Genomic DNA, 16,091 nt, shown 5'->3' with positions numbered 1-16,091 from the left:
ATGAGCATGACCCTCGCCGAGCTGCTGGCGCCGATGACGCCCGAGCAGTTCTTCGCCGAATACCATGACCGCCAGCCGCTGCACCTGAAGGGCACGCCGGCCAAGTTCGCGCAGGTGCTCTCCTGGCGGCAGATCAACCGGCTGCTGGACCAGACGCACATCTGGTCCAGCCATTCGCTCAAGCTGGTGCTGGACGGCGTGCCGGTGCCCCCCGAGCAGTATTGCACCCGCGCCGTGGGCCGCGACTCGGCCGAGCAGCTCATGCAGCCGCTCGCCTCGCGCGTGCAGGAATGGGTGCGCCGCGGCGCGAGCGTCGTGCTGAACGACGTGGACAGCCTCACGCCCGGGCTCGCCTCGGTCAGCCACGCGCTCGAGAGCGCGGGGCTGGGGAAGGCGCAGGCCAACGTCTACATCTCCTGGCAGAGCCACAAGGCCTTCCCCGCGCATTTCGACACGCACGACGTCTGGGCCGTGCAGGTCGAGGGGGAGAAGACCTGGAATGTCTGGGAGGGCCGGGCCGACTATCCCATCGGCCACCCCGCCTTCCGCAACCAGCCGCAGGAGCACCACGAGCAGGCGAAGGGCCGGCTGCGGGCGAAGGTGGTGATGCAGCCCGGCGACCTGCTCTACCTGCCGCGCGGCTGGTATCACGACGCGCTGGCCGAGGCGCCGGCCAGCGTGCATGTGGCCTATGGGGCGCATGCGCCGCTCGGCCTCGACGTGATGAACCTGCTGGCCGAGCGCGCCCTGCACGACAGCCTGTTCCGCCAGCCCCTGCCGCGGCAGGACGGCTCGGCGCCCGCGAAGTTCGCCCTCTCCCAGCGCGTGCAGGCGCTGGCCGCGCGCATGGCGGAGCTGGCGAAGGATCCGGCGGTGATGGCGGCGCTGGAGCGCTTCATCGCCACCTACCGCTTCGAGCGCGGCGGCAACGACCTTCTGGCCTGGCGCGGCCTCGCCGCCCCCGCCGCGCAGGGCGCGGAGGAGGGGGCCGAGGGCGGCGCCTTCCGCGTGGTGGCGAACGGCGCGAAGCCGGTGCGCCGCGGCGCGGACTGGGTGCTCAAGACCGGCGGCGGCGTGCTGCCGCTCGCGCCCGCCGAGGCGGAGGCGGCGCAATGGCTGCTCGCCCGCCCCGACGTGACGGAGAGCGAGCTGCGCGCCGCCCATCCGGCCGCGGACGCGCCGGCGCTGCTCGGCAAGCTGCGCGAGGCGGGGCTGCTCGTCCCCACATGATCCTGCTGCGCGCCGCCCTCGCGTCGCTGCCGCTGCTGGCGCTCGCCGCCTCGCCGGCGCTGGCGCAGCTTCGCGAGTTCTCCTGCGTCGGCGCCGAGCGGCTGGAGGGCGATGTGGCGGTGATCGCCTTCGCGCGCGGGGGCGACCGGCCGCGCGCGGAGGATCTGCCCCGGCTCGAGCCGCTGGCGGAGGCGGCGCGCGCCGCCCCGGCGCGGAACCTCTGCGTGCTGGGCTTCGCGGCCGAGGGCGAGGGCGGCGGCGCGACGAGCGCGAGCCGCCTCGCCGCGCGCCGCGCCCGCGCCGTGGCGCTGGAACTGGCCAAGCTCGGCGTGGAGCGCGACCGCGTGCGCGCCGAGGCCCGCACCCGCGGCTTCGCCTCCGGCGGCGTGGACCGCCGGCCCGGCGCGCGCGTCATCCTCCTGCCCGCGGAGCGCGACCCCGCATGATCCCCGCCCTGCTCGCCCTGCTGCTGCTGGCCCTGCCCGCGGCGGCCCAGCCCGCCAAGCCCGGCGCGCCCCCCTCGGCCGAGGGCCATGGCGCGCGCGACATCATCATCCGCAACCGCAGCGACTCCGTGCTGCGCTCGCTCTACGCCATCGAGCCCGGCCAGCGCGGCCCGGGGCGGGACAGGCTGGGGGCGGATGTGATCCCCTCCGGGCGCGACTATCCGCTGCGCCTCGGCCCCGGCCCCTGCCGCATCGAGCTGCGCGCCGTCTTCGAGGATGGCGGGGCCGAGACGCGCGCCATCGACGCCTGCACGGTGGGCGAGCTGGTGTTCGACGACCGCGACGCGCGCGCGGTGGAGATCGTGAACAACACGGATTTCGACCTGCGCGAGCTCTACCTCTCCCGCCCCGGCGCGGTGGGGCCGGACAGGCTGGGCGCGAACATCGTGCCGGCGAACGACAGCCTGCGCATCCGCCTGCGCGGCGAGAGCGAGTGCGCCTTCGAGGCGCGCGCCGTCTTCCAGGGCGCGGCGCGCGACGAGAGCCAGCGCGTGGACATCTGCGCCAGCCCGCGCATCGTCTTCGGCGACGCCTCCATCCCGCTGCGCGAGCTGCCGGTGGTGAACCGCAGCCCGCGCGTGCTGGTGCAGCTCTACGCCACCACCGGCGCGGAATGGGGGCCGGACAGGCTGGGCGTGAACGTGCTGCGCCCGGGCCAGGGCTATCTGCTGCGCATCCGCACCCCCGAATGCCGCGTGCGGCTGCGCGCCCTGTTCGACGACCGCCGCAGCGAGGAGCGCGAGGCGGTGGATGTCTGCGCGCCGCAGGAGGTGGCCTTCGGCGCGCCGCGCCGCGTCAGCCTCACCCACGCGCATGGCCGGCCGGTGCGCGAACTCTACCTCTCCGCGGTGGAGGAGGATGACTGGGGGCCTGATCGCCTGGCCGGCACGCCGCTCGCCCCGGGGCAGGAGCGGGCCTTCGAGATGGCCGGCGGCTGCCGGGCTGACATCCGCGTGGTCTTCGACAATGGCAACGCCGAGGAGCTGCGCGAGGTGGACATCTGCGCCCGGCCCGCCCTGACCATCCGGCCCGGCTGGACGGTGGAGTGATACGGGCAGCATCGCATGCCGCCCGCCTCACTCCGCGCGGATGTTCGCCGCGCGGATCACCGCCTCCAGCTCCGCCGTCTGCGCGGCGATGAAGGCGGCGAAGGCCTCCGGCGTGCCGCCGACCACGATCGCCCCCATCTCGCGCCAGCGCCCGCCGATCTCGGGCTCGCGCAGGGCGTCGTCCACCGCGGCGGAGAGGCGCTGGACAATCTCCGCCGGCGTGCGGGCGGGGCCGGCCAGGCCGAACCATGCGCCGAAGACGAAGCCGGGCAGCCCGGCCTCCGCGGCGGTGGGCACATCGGCGATCTGCGGCAGGCGCTCCGCAGTCGCCACCGCGAGCGCGCGCACCTGCCCGCCCGCGATCTGCGGCAGGATGTTGGGCAGGTTGTCCACCATCAGGTCGATGGTGCCGGCGATCAGGTCCGTCACCGCCGGGGCGGCGCCGCGATAGGGCACATGGGTGATCTCCACCCCCGCGCGGCGGTTCATGATCTCGAGCGCGAGGTGCAGCGAGGAGCCGTTGCCGGCCGAGCCGGCGCGCAGCGCGCCCGGGCGTTCGCGCGCCGCGGCCAGCATCTCGGCCAGGCTGCGCCAGGGCCGGGCGGGGTTCACCACCACCACCTTGGGCGTGTTCACCAGCAGCGAGACCGGCGCGAAGGCGGTGCGCGTGTCATAGGGCATGGCGGGGAAGAGGAACTGGTTCGCCGCCAGCGGCCCGATGGAGCCGAGCAGCCATGTGTGGCCGTCGGGCGCGGCCTTCGCCACCACATCGGCGGCGATGTTGCCGCCCGCGCCGGCGCGGTTCTCCACCAGGAAGGGCTGGCCCAGCACCGCCTGCAGCCGCGCGGCCAGCGGGCGGGCGAGCTGGTCCGCCAGCCCGCCCGGCGGGAAGGGAATCACGATCCGCACCGGCCGCGCGGGCCAGGCCTGGGCGAGGCCCGCGCCCGGCAGCAGCAGGGCGGGGGCGGCGAGCAGCGCGCGTCGCAGCATGGTCACTTCGCCTTCTGGTAGAGGTGGGGGATGGCGCGGTCCACGATCACGTCCAGCAGCATGGGCGCGGGCGTGGCGAAGCTCTCGGCCAGGGCGGCCTCCAGCTCCGCCTCGGTCTCGACGCGCCGCCCGAGGCAGCCCATGCCGCGCGCGAGCGCGGGGAAATCCAGGCCCTCGACCTCGATGCCCGGCGCGCCCTGCACGCCCAGCACCTGCGAGAAGCTGCGCATCGCGCCATAGCCGCCATTGTTCACCACGAGGATGGTGAGCGGCAGGCCGAGCTGCACGGCGCTCCAGATCGCCTGGATGGAATACATCATCGAGCCGTCGCCGATGACGGCCAGGACGCGGCGGCCCGGCTCGGCCAGCGCCACGCCCACCGCCGCGGGCAGCGAATAGCCGAGCCCGCCCGAGGCCATGGTGTAGAAGCCGCCCCAGCGCGTGATGGGGAGGTGGCGCTGCAGCGCGGGGCGGTGCGAGGGCGCCTCCTCCACCACGATCGCCTCCGCCGGCATGGCGCGGCGGATGGCGGCGAAGACCCGCTCGGCCGGCAGGGGCGTGGCGGGGGGCGGAAGCGGCGCGGGGGCGCGCGGCGCCGGGGCGGGGCGGCGCGCCTCGGGCAGCAGGGCGGCGAGGGCGGGCAGCGCGAAGCGCATCGCGCCCAGTATGGCCGTGCCCGCGGGCGCGGCCGCGGCCGCCTCGGGGTCGGAGGTGAGCTGGAAGATGGGCGTGCCGCTGCCGAACAGCCCGCATTCGCCCGCCACATGGAAGGTGAACACCGGCGCGCCGGCGACCAGCACGCAGTCATACCCCGCAAGCCCCTGCGCCACCGCCCCCGGCGCGGCGGCGAGGAAGCCCTGGAAGAGCGGATGATCCTCCGGAAAGCCCATGCGGCAGGCGAAGGGCGCGACCAGCACGGCGGCGCGCAGCGTCTCGGCCAGCCTCTGCAGGGCGGGGCCCGCGCCTTCCTGGTCCACCTCCGGGCCGACGACGATGACCGGCCGCTCCGCCCGCGCCAGCGCCTCGGCGCAGACGGCGATGAGCGCGGGGTCCGGCGCCGTGTCCTGGCTGACCACGCGCGGGATCACGGGGCGCGCCTCCGCCGCCCAGTCGTCCATCGGGATGGAGACGAGGGTGGGGCCCCAGGGGCGCGTCATCGCGATGCGGTGGGCATGGGCGATGGCGGCCGGCACATCGGCGGCGCGGGCGGGCTCCAGGCTCCACTTCACATAGGGGCGGGGGAAATGCGCGGCTTCGATGCTGCCGAGGAAAGGGTTGGTCGGCAGCAGGGAGCGCGCCTGCTGCCCCACGGTGATCACCAGCGGCGCCTGGTTGCGGTAGGCGGTGAACAGATTGCCCATGGCGTGGCCGATGCCCACCGCCGAATGGAGGTTGCACATCGCCGCCCGGCCCGTGGCGCGGGCGTAGCCGTCGGCCATGGCCACCGCGCAGCCCTCGGCCAGCGCCAGAACGTAGCGGATGTCCTCCGGCCAGCGGTCGAGGAAGGGCAGCTCGGTCGAGCCCGGATTGCCGAAGACGGTGGTGAGGCCGAGCTGGCGCATCGCGTCGAAGACGGCCTCGCGCACCGTGGGCGCGCCTGTGGCGGCGTCGCGCGGCATGGGGTTCCTCCCTGATCCTTGCGCGCCAGGGTGGCCGAGGCGGGGTGGGGCTGTCCATCGCGATCCGTCTTGTCTTACGGGTCGCGGCGGCGGGATGCTGAGACATGTCCTGGGACACGGTGGGCCCCTATCAGCGCGGCTTCCGCGAGTTCGCCGAAGCCTACGAGGCCTTCGGCTTCGAGGAGATCCACGCCGATGTCCTGGCCTTCCTGCCCCCGCGCCCCGGGCTGGTGCTCGACGTTGGGGCGGGCAGCGGCCGCGACGCCGCCTGGTTCGCCGCGCGAGGATGGGAGGTGGTGGCGGCCGAACCCGCGGGGCGGCTTCGCGGCGAGGCGGCGCGCCGCCATCCCGAGACCGCCATCCGCTGGGTGGACGACCGGCTGCCCGGCCTGGGCGCGGTGCACGGGCTCGGTCTCTCCTTCGACCTGCTCTGGCTGAGCGGCGTCTGGCAGCACGTCCCTCCCGAGGAACGCCCGCGGGCCATGCGCAAGCTGGCCACCCTGCTGCGCCCCGGCGGGCGCATGATGGTGACGCTGCGGCACGGGCCCGCGCCCGAGGGGCGGCCCATGTGGCCGGTGAGCGAGCACGAGATCGAGCGGCTCGGCCTCGATCACGGGCTCGCCCTGCGGGTGGCGACGCCGGCCCGGCCCGATCGCCAGGGCCGGCGGGAGGTGACCTGGCAGAGCGTCGTTCTCGACCTTCCCGACGACGGGGCCGGCGCGCTGCCGCTGCTGCGCGGCGCGATCCTCTCCCAGGCGAAATCCGCGACATACAAGCTCGCCCTGCTGCGCTGCGTCGCCCGCGTGGCGGACGCGGCCCCGAACATCGCGCGGCTCGACGGCGATGAGGCGGAGCTGCCGCTCGGGCTGATCGCGCTCTTCTGGCTGCGCATGTTCAAGCCGCTGGTCGAGGCGGGGCTGCCGCAACTGCCGGGCGAGGGGATGGGCTTCGTCAAGGCGCCCTTCCGCGGGCTGCGGCCGCTCGCGCCCTTCGAGCTGCGCATCGGCGCCTCCTTCTCGGGCGAGATCGCGCAATGTCTCGCCGCCGCGCTGCGCGACGCCGCGCGCAGCATCGCCCAGATGCCCGCGACCTTCCTCAAGGGGCCCGCGGGCCAGCCGCTTTTCCCGACGAGCCTGGGGCGCGCGGCGCCGCCGAGGGGCGCGCTGCGCCTCGACCAGGAGCAGCTCTGGGCCTTCGGCGCAACGCGCGCGCCGCTGCCCGTCTGGCGCGCGCTGCAGCGCTACGCCGCCTGGATCGAGCCGATGCTGCTCGCCGAATGGGTGCGCCTCACCCAGCGTTTCGGCGAGAGCCAGGGCCGCCGCATCGCGGCGGACGAGGTGCTCTCGGCGCTGCGATGGCTCGAGCCCGCGCGGGACACGGCGGCCGTGCGCCGGCTGGCGGCGGAAAGGCTGGCGCGCGGCGAGCCGGTGCGCTGCGTCTGGTCCGGCCGGGCGCTGAGCGAGCGGGGCATGGACATCGACCATTGCCTGCCCTGGTCGGCCTGGCCATGCGGCGATCTGTGGAACCTCCTGCCGGCGGCAAGCCGCCTCAACCGCCACGCCAAGGGCGAGCGGGTGGCGACCTCGCGCCTGCTGTGGGAGGCGAAGCCGCGAATCCAGGGCTGGTGGCGCGAGGCCTATCTCGACGGCCCCGCCCCGGTGCGGGCGCGCTTCATCGAGGAGGCGCGCAGCTCCCTGCCTCTGCGCCCCGGCGCCGGCGCGCCGGATCTGGAGGAGCTCTTCGCCGCGCTGGATTTCCGCCGGCTGCGCCTGCGGCAGGAGGCGCTGGCGCCGGAATGGGCGGGGCCCGCGTGAAGCGGCCGGCATCTGATGCCGCCCGCATCAGGACTCCACCCGCCGCCCCGCCCGCTTCAGCACCGCGCAGAGCCGCGAGAACAGCAGCCAGAAGCCGCCATGGCCGGGCGCGTCCTCGGGCTTGCCGTTCACCAGGGGCTCGCCCCGGCGCAGCAGGCCGAGCCGCACCTCCATCCGCCCGCGCATGTTCTCGAGGAAGGCGTCGGAGGCGGAGAGATACTGCTCCAGCAGCTCGGCCACGATCTCCATCTCGGCGGTGGACCGGCCGGCGGCGGTGAAACGCTTCAGCGCCCGCGTCTCGGCGAGCAGCGCGAGGTGCAGGCGGTGCAGCTCGGTCAGGTGCTGGGTGCAGCGCAGGCGGACCTCGCGCACCTCCTCGCTCAGCGTGGCGTTCATGGCGAACTCCTCCGCCGGGCAGTCTCGCGCGCGCGGCCTTTCCGCCCGGTTAATCGGCGGCGGCGACGAGGCGCGCCAGCCGCTCCAGCCGCGCGTCGCGCAGCCCCAGCGCGCGCAGATGCTCGGCCGTGTTGAGCAGATAGTCCCGGTTCGCGCCGGCGCGCCCGTGGCCGCGGCGGATCGCGGCCACGGTGGTCTGCTCGCAGGGGCGGGCATAGGCGGGGTGCGCGCGGTCGGCCACATAGGCGATGCCGCGCACCACCCGGCCCGAGGCCAGCGAGAGCGGCAGCAGGCGGCGGTGATAGACCGTCTCGCCGTTCGGGTTCTCGCGCTCCTCGAGATAGGCGAGCACCGCGGGGGCGGCCGCCGCCCCCACGCGGAAGGCCACGCCCCGGCACGCCCCGCCGCGATCCAGCCCCAGCACCAGGCCGGGGGCCTCCGGCGTGCCGCGATAGTGGCGCGACCACAGGCAGAAGCGGCGGTGATAGCCGCGCAGCAGCGCCGGCTCCGCGCCCAGATGCGCGAAGCCAGGCCGCCAGATCAGCGAACCATAGGCGAAGACGTAGAGATGCCCATCGGCATCCAGCGGCAGCGGAAGCACGGCGCGGCGGCCCTTGCGTGATGCGGGGCGCGCTTTAAGCCATGCCCGCATGGCGAGAAAATGGTGGGGGGCGCTGCTCCTCTCTCCCCTGCTGCTGGGCGCGGCGCTGCTCGGCGCGCGCGAGGCCGCGCTCGCGCGCATGGAGGCCGGGCTCGCCGCCTGGGCCGAGGCGCGCCGCGCCGAGGGCTGGACGATCCGCCACGCCCCGCCGCGCCGCGCCGGCTTCCCCTTCGCGGCGGAGCTGGTGCTGGAGGAGCTGGCGCTCGACACCCCCGCGCGGCTGGGCTGGGAGAGCGCGCGCGTGACGCTGCGCCTCGGCCTCGATGATCCGCTGCACGCGCGCGCGGCCTTCGCCGGGCCGCAGGCGCTGCGCGCGGGCGGCGGCGCGACGCCGGTGGAGGCCGAGGCGCTGCGTCTGCGCGCGCCGCTGCTCGGCGGCGAGGCGACGCTTTCGGCCGAGCGGCTGGCCGCGCCGGGCCTCGCGCTGGCGGGGCTCACGGCGCATCTCGCGCCCGCCACGCTGCGCGCGGAGGCGCGCCGGCTCTCCGCCGCCGGGCTGCCGCCGCTCGAGGAGGCGCGGCTCGCGGCGCGCAGCACCACCCCCATCCCCGGCAGCGCCGCGGCCTTCCGCGCCGCCGAGGGCCGGCTGCGCCTGGACGAGTTCGCGGCGCGCAGCGGCCAGGCGGCGCTGCGGCTGGAGGCGGAGCTCGGCCTCGACGCGCGGCTGCAGCCCGAGGGGCATGGGCGGCTGGTGGTGACCAACCCGGACGCGGCGCTGACGGCGCTGGTGCGCGCGGGCGCGCTGCCCGCCAACCTGCTGCCCACGCTGCGCGCGGTGCTCGCCCTTTCGGCGCGCCCGCCGGCCGAGGGCGGGCCGCCGCGCCTCGATGTGGCGCTGGAGCTGCGCGACCGCCGCCTCGGCGCGGGGCGCATCCCCTGGCTGGTGCTGCCGCCGCTCGACTGGCGCTGAGCGGCGTTCCGTTCCATCCTCCGCCGCAACAAGACGAGAAGCGGAGGAAACGGCGTGGCCTCTCTCCCCATCGCGGGCGGGCGATTCATCATCCTGGGCGGCGGCAGCCTGGTGGGCGCCGCCACCGCCGAGCACTTCCTCGCCGCCGGCGCGGCCGAGGTGCGGCTGCTGGACAATTTCTCGATGGGCGCGGAGGGGGCGGTGGCGCATCTGCGGGGCGATCCGCGCCTCTCGATCATCCGCGGCGACGTGATGCGCATGAGCGACCTGCTCGCCGCCATGCAGGGCATGGACGGGGCGCTGCTGCTCGCCGCCTACATGACGCTGAACATGGACCGCGACCCCTGGGGCGGCTTGGACGTGAACATCCGCGGCGTGCAGAACGCGCTGGAGGCCGCCGCGGTGCGCGGGCTGCGCAAGGTGGTCTTCGCCTCCTCCAACGCGGTCTATGGCTATGGGCCGGGCATACGGGGCGAGCTCGCGGAATCCACGCCCTTCCACTCCGAGGGCGCGCCGCCGGCCGCCATCCTCTACGGCGCCACCAAGATCATCGGCGAGCAGCTCTGCCGCAGCTACACGCGCAAGCGCGGGCTGGCGCATGTCACGCTGCGCTACTCCACCGTCTATGGCGAGCGCCAGCACCACCGCGCGGCGAACGCCCTCTACATCATCGAGACTCTGGAGCGGCTCGCGCGCGGCGAGCCGCCCGAGATCTTCGGCGACGGCAGCGAGACCAAGCACTTCGTCTATGTGGGCGACCTCGCGCGCGCCAACCGCTGCGCCTTCGAGAGCGCGGCGAGCGACGTGGCGGTGAACTGCTCGGGCCCCGCGCCCATCACCACGCGGGAACTCGTGGCGCTCATCACGGAGCTGGCGGGCGGCGGGCCGCCGCCGCGCTTCGTGGGCGAGGAGCCGGGCAAGCTGCGCCTCACCTCGGGCGGCGCCTTCCGCATCGCGCACGAGAAGGCCTTCGCCGCCATCGGCTGGAAGCCCGAGGTGGAGATGCGCGAGGGGCTCACACGCCTCATCCGCTGGCTCAGGGAGGAACAACGCACATGAACCGACGCCACCTGCTGGCCGCAGCGCCCGCGCTGCTCGCCGCCCCGGCCTTCGCCCAGAGCTGGCGGCCGGAGCGGCCGATCGAGATCGTGGTGGGCTTCGTCGCCGGCGGCGCGACGGACCTGGACGCGCGCCTCTACGCCCGCTTCCTCGAGCCGCGCATCGGCGGGCCCGTCGTCGTCGTCAACCGCCCCGGCGCGGGCGGAGAGGTGGCGCTCGCCGCCGTGGCGCGCGGCCGGGCGGATGGCACCATGCTCGGCACCACCAACATGCCCGGCCTGCTCACCATCCCCATCGAGCGGCCGGCGCAGTTCCGCCTCGCCGACTTCGCGCCCATCGGCAACCTCGTCACCGATCCGGGCGCGATCTCCGTCACCGCCGAGAGCCCCTATCGCAGCATCGAGGAGCTGATCGAGGCGGCGCGGCGCGCGCCGGAGACGATCCCCTTCGGCTCGCCCGGCGTCGGCACCGACGATCATCTGCTGCTCGTGCTGATGCAGAAGGAGACGGGCACGCGCTTCAACCACGTCGCCTTCCAGGGCGACCCGCAGATCCGCACCGCGATGCTGGGGCGGCAGATCGTGGCGAGCGGCCTCAACCTCGGCTTCGTGCTGGCGAACAACGAGGGCGTGCGGCTGCTGGCCCAGGCGGGTGCGGCGCGCAGCCGCTTCGCGCCCGACCTGCCCACGCTGCGCGAGCGCGGGATCAATGTGGTGATGGCCTCCGAGCGCGGCCTCGTCATGCCCGCCGGCACGCCGCCCGCCATCGTCGCGCGCTTCCGCGAGGCGACCGACGACGTGGTGCGCGACCCCGAATTCGTCCGTGCCATCGAGGCGCGCATGCTGGAGGTGCGGCACGAGCCCGGCGAGGCCTGGTTCGCCCGGCTGCGCGAGGACGAGGCGCGCTACCGCGCGCTGTGGCAGACCACGCCCTGGGCGCAGCGGTGAGCGCCCCCGCCCGCGCGCCGCGCCTCGCCGGCAAGCGCGCGCTGATCCTCGGCGCCGGCTCGGTCGGAACCGGGATCGGCAATGGGCGCGCCATGGCCATCCTCTTCGCGCGCGAGGGCGCGCAGGTGGCCTGCGTGGACCACCGCCTCGACTCCGCCGAGGAGACGACGGCGATGATCGCCGCCGAGGGCGGGCAATCCTTCGCCCTCGCCGCCGACGTGACGCGCGAGGAGGAGATCGCGCGCGTGGTGCAGGCCACGCGGGCCGCCTTCGGCCGCATCGACATCCTGGTGAACAATGTGGGTGGCAGCGTGCCCGGGGGCCCGGAGGAGCTCACGCCCGAGGCCTGGCACGCGCAGTTCCACCACAACCTGCACTACGTGCACCTCTCCACCCGCGCCGTGCTGCCGCTGATGGTGCGACAGGGCGGGGGCGCGATCGTGAACCTCTCCTCGGTGGCGGCGCACCGCAACATCGGGCCGGACCTGATGGCCTATGCGGCCTCCAAGGCGGGGGTGACGGCGCTCTCGCGCATGATCGCGGTGCGCTATGCGCCCGCCGGCATCCGGTGCAACGTCGTGACGCCCGGGCTGATGCACACGCCGCTGGTGGAGGCGCGGCTGGCGGGGCAGCGCACGGGCGGGGATGTCGCGGCCATCGTGGCGAAGCGGAACGCCCAGCCGCCCATGGGGCGCATGGGCGATGCCTGGGACGTGGCCTATGCCGCGCTCTACCTGGCCTCGGACGAGGCGAAATACGTCACGGGCGCGGAGATCATCGTGGATGGCGGGCTGACTTTGAAGAGTCCGTGATTTTTCGCCCTCAGTCGCCGGGCGGCGGCCATCCGGCCGCCTTGGCTTCGCCGCGCGGCGGGCGCGCCGGGCGGGGCGGCAGGTCTGGCGGCGCCGGCCGCCGTGCGGCCGGGGGGTGGGGAGGGTGTGAATGCGCCTGCCCTCGGTTGCCGGGCGGCGGCCATCCGGCCGCCTTGGCTTCGCCGCGCCTGCGCCCTTGAGCGCGCAGGCCCTTGCCCGCATCCTCCCTCGCGCGCGGGCGTGCCGGAATGGCAGACGGAAGGGTCTTAAAAACCCTCGGCCGCATGGCCATGCGGGTTCGAGTCCCGCCGCCCGCATGTCCTTGCCGCCCGCCCGCGCCGCCCGCATCATCGCCCGCGGGGGAGCCTCTGCATGCCGGAACGTCACGAGAAGCTGGCCGATGGCCTGCGCCTCATCCTGCTGCTCTCGGGCAGCCGCGCGGGCCGCACGCTGAACGAGCTGGCGCAGGAGTTCGGCGTGGGCCGCCGCACCATCGAGCGCATGCTCGCCGCCATCCGCGAGGTGTGCGGCGAGCTCGAACAGGTGCCGAGCGACGAGGCGCAGAAACGCTGGCGCCTGCCGCCCTCGCCGCTCGCGCGCGTGCAACCCCTCACCGCCGCCGAGGTGGCGGAGCTCGACCTCGCCGCCCGCCGCCTCGCCGCCGAGGGGCTGGCCGAGCGCGCGGCGCTGCTGCGCGGCGCGGCCGAGAAGCTGCGCGCGGCGATGGACGCCCGCGCCCTGCAGCGCGCCGAGCCGGATGTGGAGGCGCTGCTGGCGAACGAGGGCATCGCCATGCGCCCCGGCCCGCGCGTGCAGGTGCCCGAGCCGCTGATCACGACGTTGCGCCAGGCCATCCTCGCCACGCGGCTGGTGCGGCTGCGCTACAGCACCGGGCGCAGCAACGCGCGCGAGCATCTGGTGGAGCCCTACGGGCTGCTCTACGGCCAGCGCCCCTATCTGCTCGCCGCGCGGCGGGACAAGCCGGATGCGGCGGTCTGGCGGCTCGACCGCATCCTCGCCGCCGAGGTGACGGAGCAGCCCTTCACCCCGCGCCCGGGCTTCGAGCTGCCGAAGCTCGCCGCGCAGAGCTTCGGCGTCTGGCGCGAGCCGCCGGTGGAGGTGGTGCTGCGCTTCCGCGAGGACGCGGCGCGCGAGGCGGCGAACTGGCTCTTCCACCCGACCCAGAGGCTGGAGCCGCAGCCCGATGGCACGCTGCTGCTGCGCTTTACCGCGGGCGGGCTGGAGGAGATGGCGCACCACCTCGCCACCTGGGGCGAGGCGGTGGAGGTGATCCGCCCCGATGCGCTGCGCGCGCGGCTGGCCGCGCTCGGCGCGGCGCTGCTGCGCCGGCACGGGGCGGCGGCCCCGGCCGAGGCTTGACCCGGCGCGGCGCGGCTTGGCATCGAGGCGTCCGATGCGCGCCGCTCTCGCCCTTGCCGCCGTGATCGCGCTCGCGCCCGGCGCGGCGTCGGCGCAGTCTGCGCTGGGCGGGGCGGGCAGCGTGGCCCCGCCCGCCGCCGCGCCCCGGCCCGAGTCCGCCGCCCGCCCGGCCGCCCCGCACCGCCCCGCCCCGCCCCAGGGGCAGGCGCAAGGGCAGGCGCAGGGGCAACGGCCGCCGCAGCAGGCGCGCCCCCAGGGCCAGCGCGCGCAGGCGCAGCGCCCGCCCGGCCAGCAGGCGCGCCCGGCCCAGCCCGGCCAGCGCCCGCCCGCCCAGGCGCAGGGGGCGCAGCGCCCGCGCGCGCAGGGCCAGGCCCAGCCCGCGCGCCGCCCCGCGGCCCCGGCCGCCGGCGCGGCCGCGGGCGCCGCCGCCGGGGCTGCCGGTGCGGCCGCCGCAGCCCCGCCCCAGCCCCCGCCGCCGCCCGAGCCGCAGCCGACCATCGGCAGCGCCACCGGCCTGCCCCTGCCGCGCTTCTCCGCCCTCGGCTCCAACGACGTGAACCTGCGCGTCGGGCCGGGCCGGCGCTTTCCCGTCGAGTGGCGCTACCAGCGCGTGGACCTGCCCGTGCTCATCATCCGCGAGCACGAGGAGTGGCGGCGCATCCGAGACCCCGACGGCACCGAGGGCTGGCTGAACGCCTCCACCCTGCGCCCGGGCCGGCGCACCTTCATGGTCCGCCCCGAATCCGGCGCGCCCGAGCTGCTGCTGCGCCGCCGGCCGGAGGAAAGCTCGCCCGCCGTGGCGCGGCTGCGCACCGGCGTGATCGGCCGGCTGCGCGCCTGCGAGAAGGACAGCGCCTGGTGCGAGGTGCAGGTGCAGGACCGCCGCGGCTATCTCCGCCGCGCCGACATCTTCGGCGTGGGGCCGGAGGAGGAGCTGCGTTAACCCCCCCGCAGCCGGGCGATCACCTCCGCGCGCGGCAGCACATCGCCGTATTTGGCCTGGATGTCGAACAGGTTGGCCTCATGCGGGCCCTCGTGCCGGTCGCCCACGCATTCGCGCGGGACGATGACGCGGAAGCCGTGCTGCAGCCCGTCCACCGCCCCCGCGCGGATGCAGCCCGAGGTGGAGCAGCCCGCGAGGATCACCGTGTCCACCCCCAGCGCCGTCAGCATGGGCGCGAGCGGCGTGGCGAAGAAGGGCGAGGGGTATTGCTTGGCGATCACCACCTCCTCGGGCAGGGGGCGCAGCGCCTCCACGATCTCGGCGAGCGGCGCGCCGGGGACCAGGGCGCGCAGCGCGGGCACCTTGCGCAGGAACAGCCCGCCATTCAGCCCGCCCGGGTGGTAGAGCACCTTGGTGAACACCACGGGGATGCCCGCCTGCCGCGCGGCGGCGAGCAGCGGCACGCTCGCGGCCACGGCGCGCACCACGCCCTCGGCGTAAAGGGGCGCGCCGGGCGTGGTGTAGGCGTTCACGAAATCCACCAGCAGCAGCGCCGGGCGGCGGCCGAAGCCCACCGCGCCGTCGAAGACGCCGGCGTAGTTCTCCTCGCGGGTCTGCGTCATCCCTCGCCCTCCAGCGCGCGCGCCAGCAGCCAGGCGTGGCGGCCCGGCGCGTAATAGTTCCGCCGCTCGCCCGCCCGGGCGAAGCCGAGCCCGGCATAGAGCGCCATGGCCGGCGCGTTCTCCGCCGCCACCTCGAGCAGCAGCCGGCGCGCCCCGGCGGCGGCGAGCAGCAGCATCCCCGTCTCCAGCAGGGCGCGCGCCACGCCCTGCCGCCGCGCCTCGGGCCGTACGGCGAGGGTGAGCACCTCCGCCTCGTCGGCCGCCTGGCGCAGCAGCAGCAGCCCCTCGCCCTCGGCCAGCAGCGCGGTGACGCCGGGCAGGCCGAGGAGGCTGCGCATCGTCCCCTCCGGCCAGGCCTCGCCGGGGGGGAAGGCGGTGGCGTGCAGGGCGGCGAGCGCGGCCGCGTCCTCCAGCCCGGCCTGGCGCAGCCTCATGCCGGCGGCCGCCGGCGCGCACTGGCCCCGGCGCGCAGCCGCGAGGCCTGCGCTGCGCGCGAGGGGGCGCGGCATGGCATGCGGGGCCGCATCATGTGGTGGCCGCCGGGTCCACGTAGAGGGGCGCGGCCGGGCGCGGCGGGAGGAGGCCGGCGAGGCGGCGCTCGGCCACGGCGGCGAGTGCGGCGGCCTCGATGCGCCGCGCCTCGCCCAGCGCCGCGGGCGCGCCGCGGGCGAGCAGCCGGGCGGCGGCGCGCGGGGCGCCATCGCCCAGCATCCAGGTCAGCACGACGGGGCGGGGCAGGCCGCGCTCCTCGACCGAGAGCGGCGGGCCCTCGGCGAGGGGGCCGGGGGCGAAGCGTTCGAGGAAGAGCTGGCCGCGCCGGTTCTCGGTGCAGGCCCAGGCGGGGTGGGGGCAGAAGGCGGCCAGCGCCTCGCCCGTGCTCACCCCCACCAGGGGCAGGCCGCGCGCGGCGGCGATGCCGGCGGCCAGGGCGATGGCGGTGCGCAGCCCGGTGAAGCTGCCCGGCCCCACGCCCACCGCCACCGCCTCGGGCGGGGGGGCCTCGGCCAGCACCGCCTCGGCGAGCGGCGGCAGGGCGGCAGGCTGGCCGTGCAGCCCCTCGCGCACACGCTCGGCCCGCACCGCGCCCCCCTCCACCAGCGCCGCGAGGCAGCGGGAGAGGGCGGCGTCGAGAACGAGCAGGCGCATGCGCCC

General features: G+C 76.0%; 17 protein-coding genes and 1 tRNA gene. 11 read left to right on the top strand and 7 right to left on the bottom strand.

Translation table 11 applies throughout. The annotated features are described in order from the left end of the window. The 3 genes from H596_RS0101595 to H596_RS0101585 are packed head-to-tail and all read left to right on the top strand — an operon-like array spanning position 1 to position 2,785. Entirely contained in the window at positions 1 to 1,230 is a 1,230-nt protein-coding gene (locus tag H596_RS0101595) for a cupin domain-containing protein (RefSeq protein ID WP_027283399.1), read from the top strand. Next, positions 1,227 to 1,676: a hypothetical protein gene (locus tag H596_RS0101590; RefSeq protein ID WP_027283398.1), complete on the top strand. Its 450-nt coding sequence runs from the start codon at positions 1,227 to 1,229 to the stop codon at positions 1,674 to 1,676. The genes H596_RS0101595 and H596_RS0101590 overlap by 4 nt, the downstream gene beginning before the upstream one ends. Next, entirely contained in the window at positions 1,673 to 2,785 is a 1,113-nt protein-coding gene (locus H596_RS0101585; RefSeq protein WP_027283397.1) for a hypothetical protein, read from the top strand. The genes H596_RS0101590 and H596_RS0101585 overlap by 4 nt, the downstream gene beginning before the upstream one ends. Before the next feature lie 27 nt (positions 2,786 to 2,812). On the opposite strand, the gene H596_RS0101580 is transcribed toward H596_RS0101585, so the two are convergent. Beyond that, positions 2,813 to 3,775, bottom strand: coding sequence for a Bug family tripartite tricarboxylate transporter substrate binding protein (locus H596_RS0101580; protein ID WP_027283396.1), 963 nt, complete (start codon positions 3,773 to 3,775; stop codon positions 2,813 to 2,815). Positions 3,776 to 3,777: 2 nt separating this feature from the next. Continuing rightward, positions 3,778 to 5,394: a benzoylformate decarboxylase gene (gene mdlC / locus H596_RS0101575; RefSeq protein ID WP_027283395.1), complete on the bottom strand. Its 1,617-nt coding sequence runs from the start codon at positions 5,392 to 5,394 to the stop codon at positions 3,778 to 3,780. 104 nt (positions 5,395 to 5,498) lie between these two features. Between mdlC and H596_RS19600 the strand changes: the two genes are divergently transcribed. Continuing rightward, entirely contained in the window at positions 5,499 to 7,208 is a 1,710-nt protein-coding gene (locus H596_RS19600) for a class I SAM-dependent methyltransferase (protein WP_051212233.1), read from the top strand. 27 nt (positions 7,209 to 7,235) lie between these two features. Here H596_RS19600 and H596_RS0101565 read toward each other — a convergent pair whose 3' ends face one another. Next, the gene (locus tag H596_RS0101565) at positions 7,236 to 7,604 is read right to left on the bottom strand and encodes a hypothetical protein (RefSeq protein ID WP_027283394.1); all 369 of its coding nucleotides are present in this window, start codon (positions 7,602 to 7,604) and stop codon (positions 7,236 to 7,238) included. Between the two features lie 49 nt (positions 7,605 to 7,653). Next, positions 7,654 to 8,205 (bottom strand): gamma-glutamylcyclotransferase, encoded by a 552-nt coding sequence (locus H596_RS0101560; protein ID WP_245583927.1) that lies wholly within the window; start codon positions 8,203 to 8,205, stop codon positions 7,654 to 7,656. Positions 8,206 to 8,254: 49 nt separating this feature from the next. On the opposite strand from H596_RS0101560, the gene H596_RS0101555 reads away from it, so the two are divergent. The 7 genes from H596_RS0101555 to H596_RS24325 all read left to right on the top strand — a co-directional run bounded on the left by H596_RS0101555 (position 8,255) and on the right by H596_RS24325 (position 14,316). Beyond that, complete coding sequence (locus tag H596_RS0101555) at positions 8,255 to 9,175, top strand: DUF2125 domain-containing protein (RefSeq protein ID WP_027283392.1); 921 nt, start codon at positions 8,255 to 8,257, stop codon at positions 9,173 to 9,175. A 54-nt stretch (positions 9,176 to 9,229) separates the two neighbouring features. Further along, the gene (locus H596_RS0101550; RefSeq protein WP_027283391.1) at positions 9,230 to 10,234 is read left to right on the top strand and encodes an NAD-dependent epimerase/dehydratase family protein; all 1,005 of its coding nucleotides are present in this window, start codon (positions 9,230 to 9,232) and stop codon (positions 10,232 to 10,234) included. Next, positions 10,231 to 11,181: a tripartite tricarboxylate transporter substrate binding protein gene (locus H596_RS0101545; RefSeq protein ID WP_027283390.1), complete on the top strand. Its 951-nt coding sequence runs from the start codon at positions 10,231 to 10,233 to the stop codon at positions 11,179 to 11,181. The genes H596_RS0101550 and H596_RS0101545 overlap by 4 nt, the downstream gene beginning before the upstream one ends. Continuing rightward, entirely contained in the window at positions 11,178 to 11,993 is an 816-nt protein-coding gene (locus H596_RS0101540) for an SDR family NAD(P)-dependent oxidoreductase (protein ID WP_027283389.1), read from the top strand. The genes H596_RS0101545 and H596_RS0101540 overlap by 4 nt, the downstream gene beginning before the upstream one ends. 234 nt (positions 11,994 to 12,227) lie before the next feature. Further along, positions 12,228 to 12,310, top strand: a tRNA-Leu gene (locus tag H596_RS0101535). 55 nt (positions 12,311 to 12,365) lie between these two features. Continuing rightward, the gene (locus tag H596_RS0101530; protein WP_037299516.1) at positions 12,366 to 13,373 is read left to right on the top strand and encodes a helix-turn-helix transcriptional regulator; all 1,008 of its coding nucleotides are present in this window, start codon (positions 12,366 to 12,368) and stop codon (positions 13,371 to 13,373) included. Positions 13,374 to 13,407: 34 nt separating this feature from the next. After that, positions 13,408 to 14,316, top strand: coding sequence for an SH3 domain-containing protein (locus tag H596_RS24325; RefSeq protein ID WP_156909991.1), 909 nt, complete (start codon positions 13,408 to 13,410; stop codon positions 14,314 to 14,316). Here H596_RS24325 and H596_RS0101520 read toward each other — a convergent pair. The 3 genes from H596_RS0101520 to tsaB form a co-directional block, all read right to left on the bottom strand. Continuing rightward, positions 14,313 to 14,939 carry an N-carbamoylsarcosine amidohydrolase gene (locus H596_RS0101520; RefSeq protein WP_027283387.1) on the bottom strand — a complete coding sequence of 209 codons (627 nt, stop codon included), beginning with the start codon at positions 14,937 to 14,939 and terminating at the stop codon, positions 14,313 to 14,315. The two genes, H596_RS24325 and H596_RS0101520, sit on opposite strands and share 4 nt — an antisense overlap. Continuing rightward, the gene (locus H596_RS0101515; protein WP_027283386.1) at positions 14,936 to 15,373 is read right to left on the bottom strand and encodes a GNAT family N-acetyltransferase; all 438 of its coding nucleotides are present in this window, start codon (positions 15,371 to 15,373) and stop codon (positions 14,936 to 14,938) included. The genes H596_RS0101520 and H596_RS0101515 overlap by 4 nt, the downstream gene beginning before the upstream one ends. 91 nt (positions 15,374 to 15,464) lie before the next feature. After that, entirely contained in the window at positions 15,465 to 16,085 is a 621-nt protein-coding gene (gene tsaB / locus H596_RS19590) for a tRNA (adenosine(37)-N6)-threonylcarbamoyltransferase complex dimerization subunit type 1 TsaB (protein ID WP_037299513.1), read from the bottom strand. Positions 16,086 to 16,091: the final 6 nt, after the last annotated feature.

This window comes from Rubritepida flocculans DSM 14296 (assembly GCF_000425365.1).
Taxonomy (GTDB): Bacteria; Pseudomonadota; Alphaproteobacteria; order Acetobacterales; family Acetobacteraceae; genus Roseococcus; species Roseococcus flocculans.
Note: the sequence above shows the minus strand (reverse complement) of the source record. Positions and strands in the feature narration are given on the sequence as shown.

Coding starts and splice junctions, on each gene's coding strand:
- mdlC (WP_027283395.1), bottom strand. CDS start 5,394: ATGCCGCGCGACGCCGCCACAGGCGCGCCCACGGTGCGCGAGGCCGTC.
- tsaB (WP_037299513.1), bottom strand. CDS start 16,085: ATGCGCCTGCTCGTTCTCGACGCCGCCCTCTCCCGCTGCCTCGCGGCG.
- H596_RS0101545 (WP_027283390.1), top strand. CDS start 10,231: ATGAACCGACGCCACCTGCTGGCCGCAGCGCCCGCGCTGCTCGCCGCC.
- H596_RS0101520 (WP_027283387.1), bottom strand. CDS start 14,939: ATGACGCAGACCCGCGAGGAGAACTACGCCGGCGTCTTCGACGGCGCG.
- H596_RS0101580 (WP_027283396.1), bottom strand. CDS start 3,775: ATGCTGCGACGCGCGCTGCTCGCCGCCCCCGCCCTGCTGCTGCCGGGC.
- H596_RS0101595 (WP_027283399.1), top strand. CDS start 1: ATGAGCATGACCCTCGCCGAGCTGCTGGCGCCGATGACGCCCGAGCAG.
- H596_RS0101565 (WP_027283394.1), bottom strand. CDS start 7,604: ATGAACGCCACGCTGAGCGAGGAGGTGCGCGAGGTCCGCCTGCGCTGC.
- H596_RS0101530 (WP_037299516.1), top strand. CDS start 12,366: ATGCCGGAACGTCACGAGAAGCTGGCCGATGGCCTGCGCCTCATCCTG.
- H596_RS0101515 (WP_027283386.1), bottom strand. CDS start 15,373: ATGAGGCTGCGCCAGGCCGGGCTGGAGGACGCGGCCGCGCTCGCCGCC.
- H596_RS24325 (WP_156909991.1), top strand. CDS start 13,408: ATGCGCGCCGCTCTCGCCCTTGCCGCCGTGATCGCGCTCGCGCCCGGC.
- H596_RS0101590 (WP_027283398.1), top strand. CDS start 1,227: ATGATCCTGCTGCGCGCCGCCCTCGCGTCGCTGCCGCTGCTGGCGCTC.
- H596_RS0101585 (WP_027283397.1), top strand. CDS start 1,673: ATGATCCCCGCCCTGCTCGCCCTGCTGCTGCTGGCCCTGCCCGCGGCG.
- H596_RS19600 (WP_051212233.1), top strand. CDS start 5,499: ATGTCCTGGGACACGGTGGGCCCCTATCAGCGCGGCTTCCGCGAGTTC.
- H596_RS0101555 (WP_027283392.1), top strand. CDS start 8,255: ATGGCGAGAAAATGGTGGGGGGCGCTGCTCCTCTCTCCCCTGCTGCTG.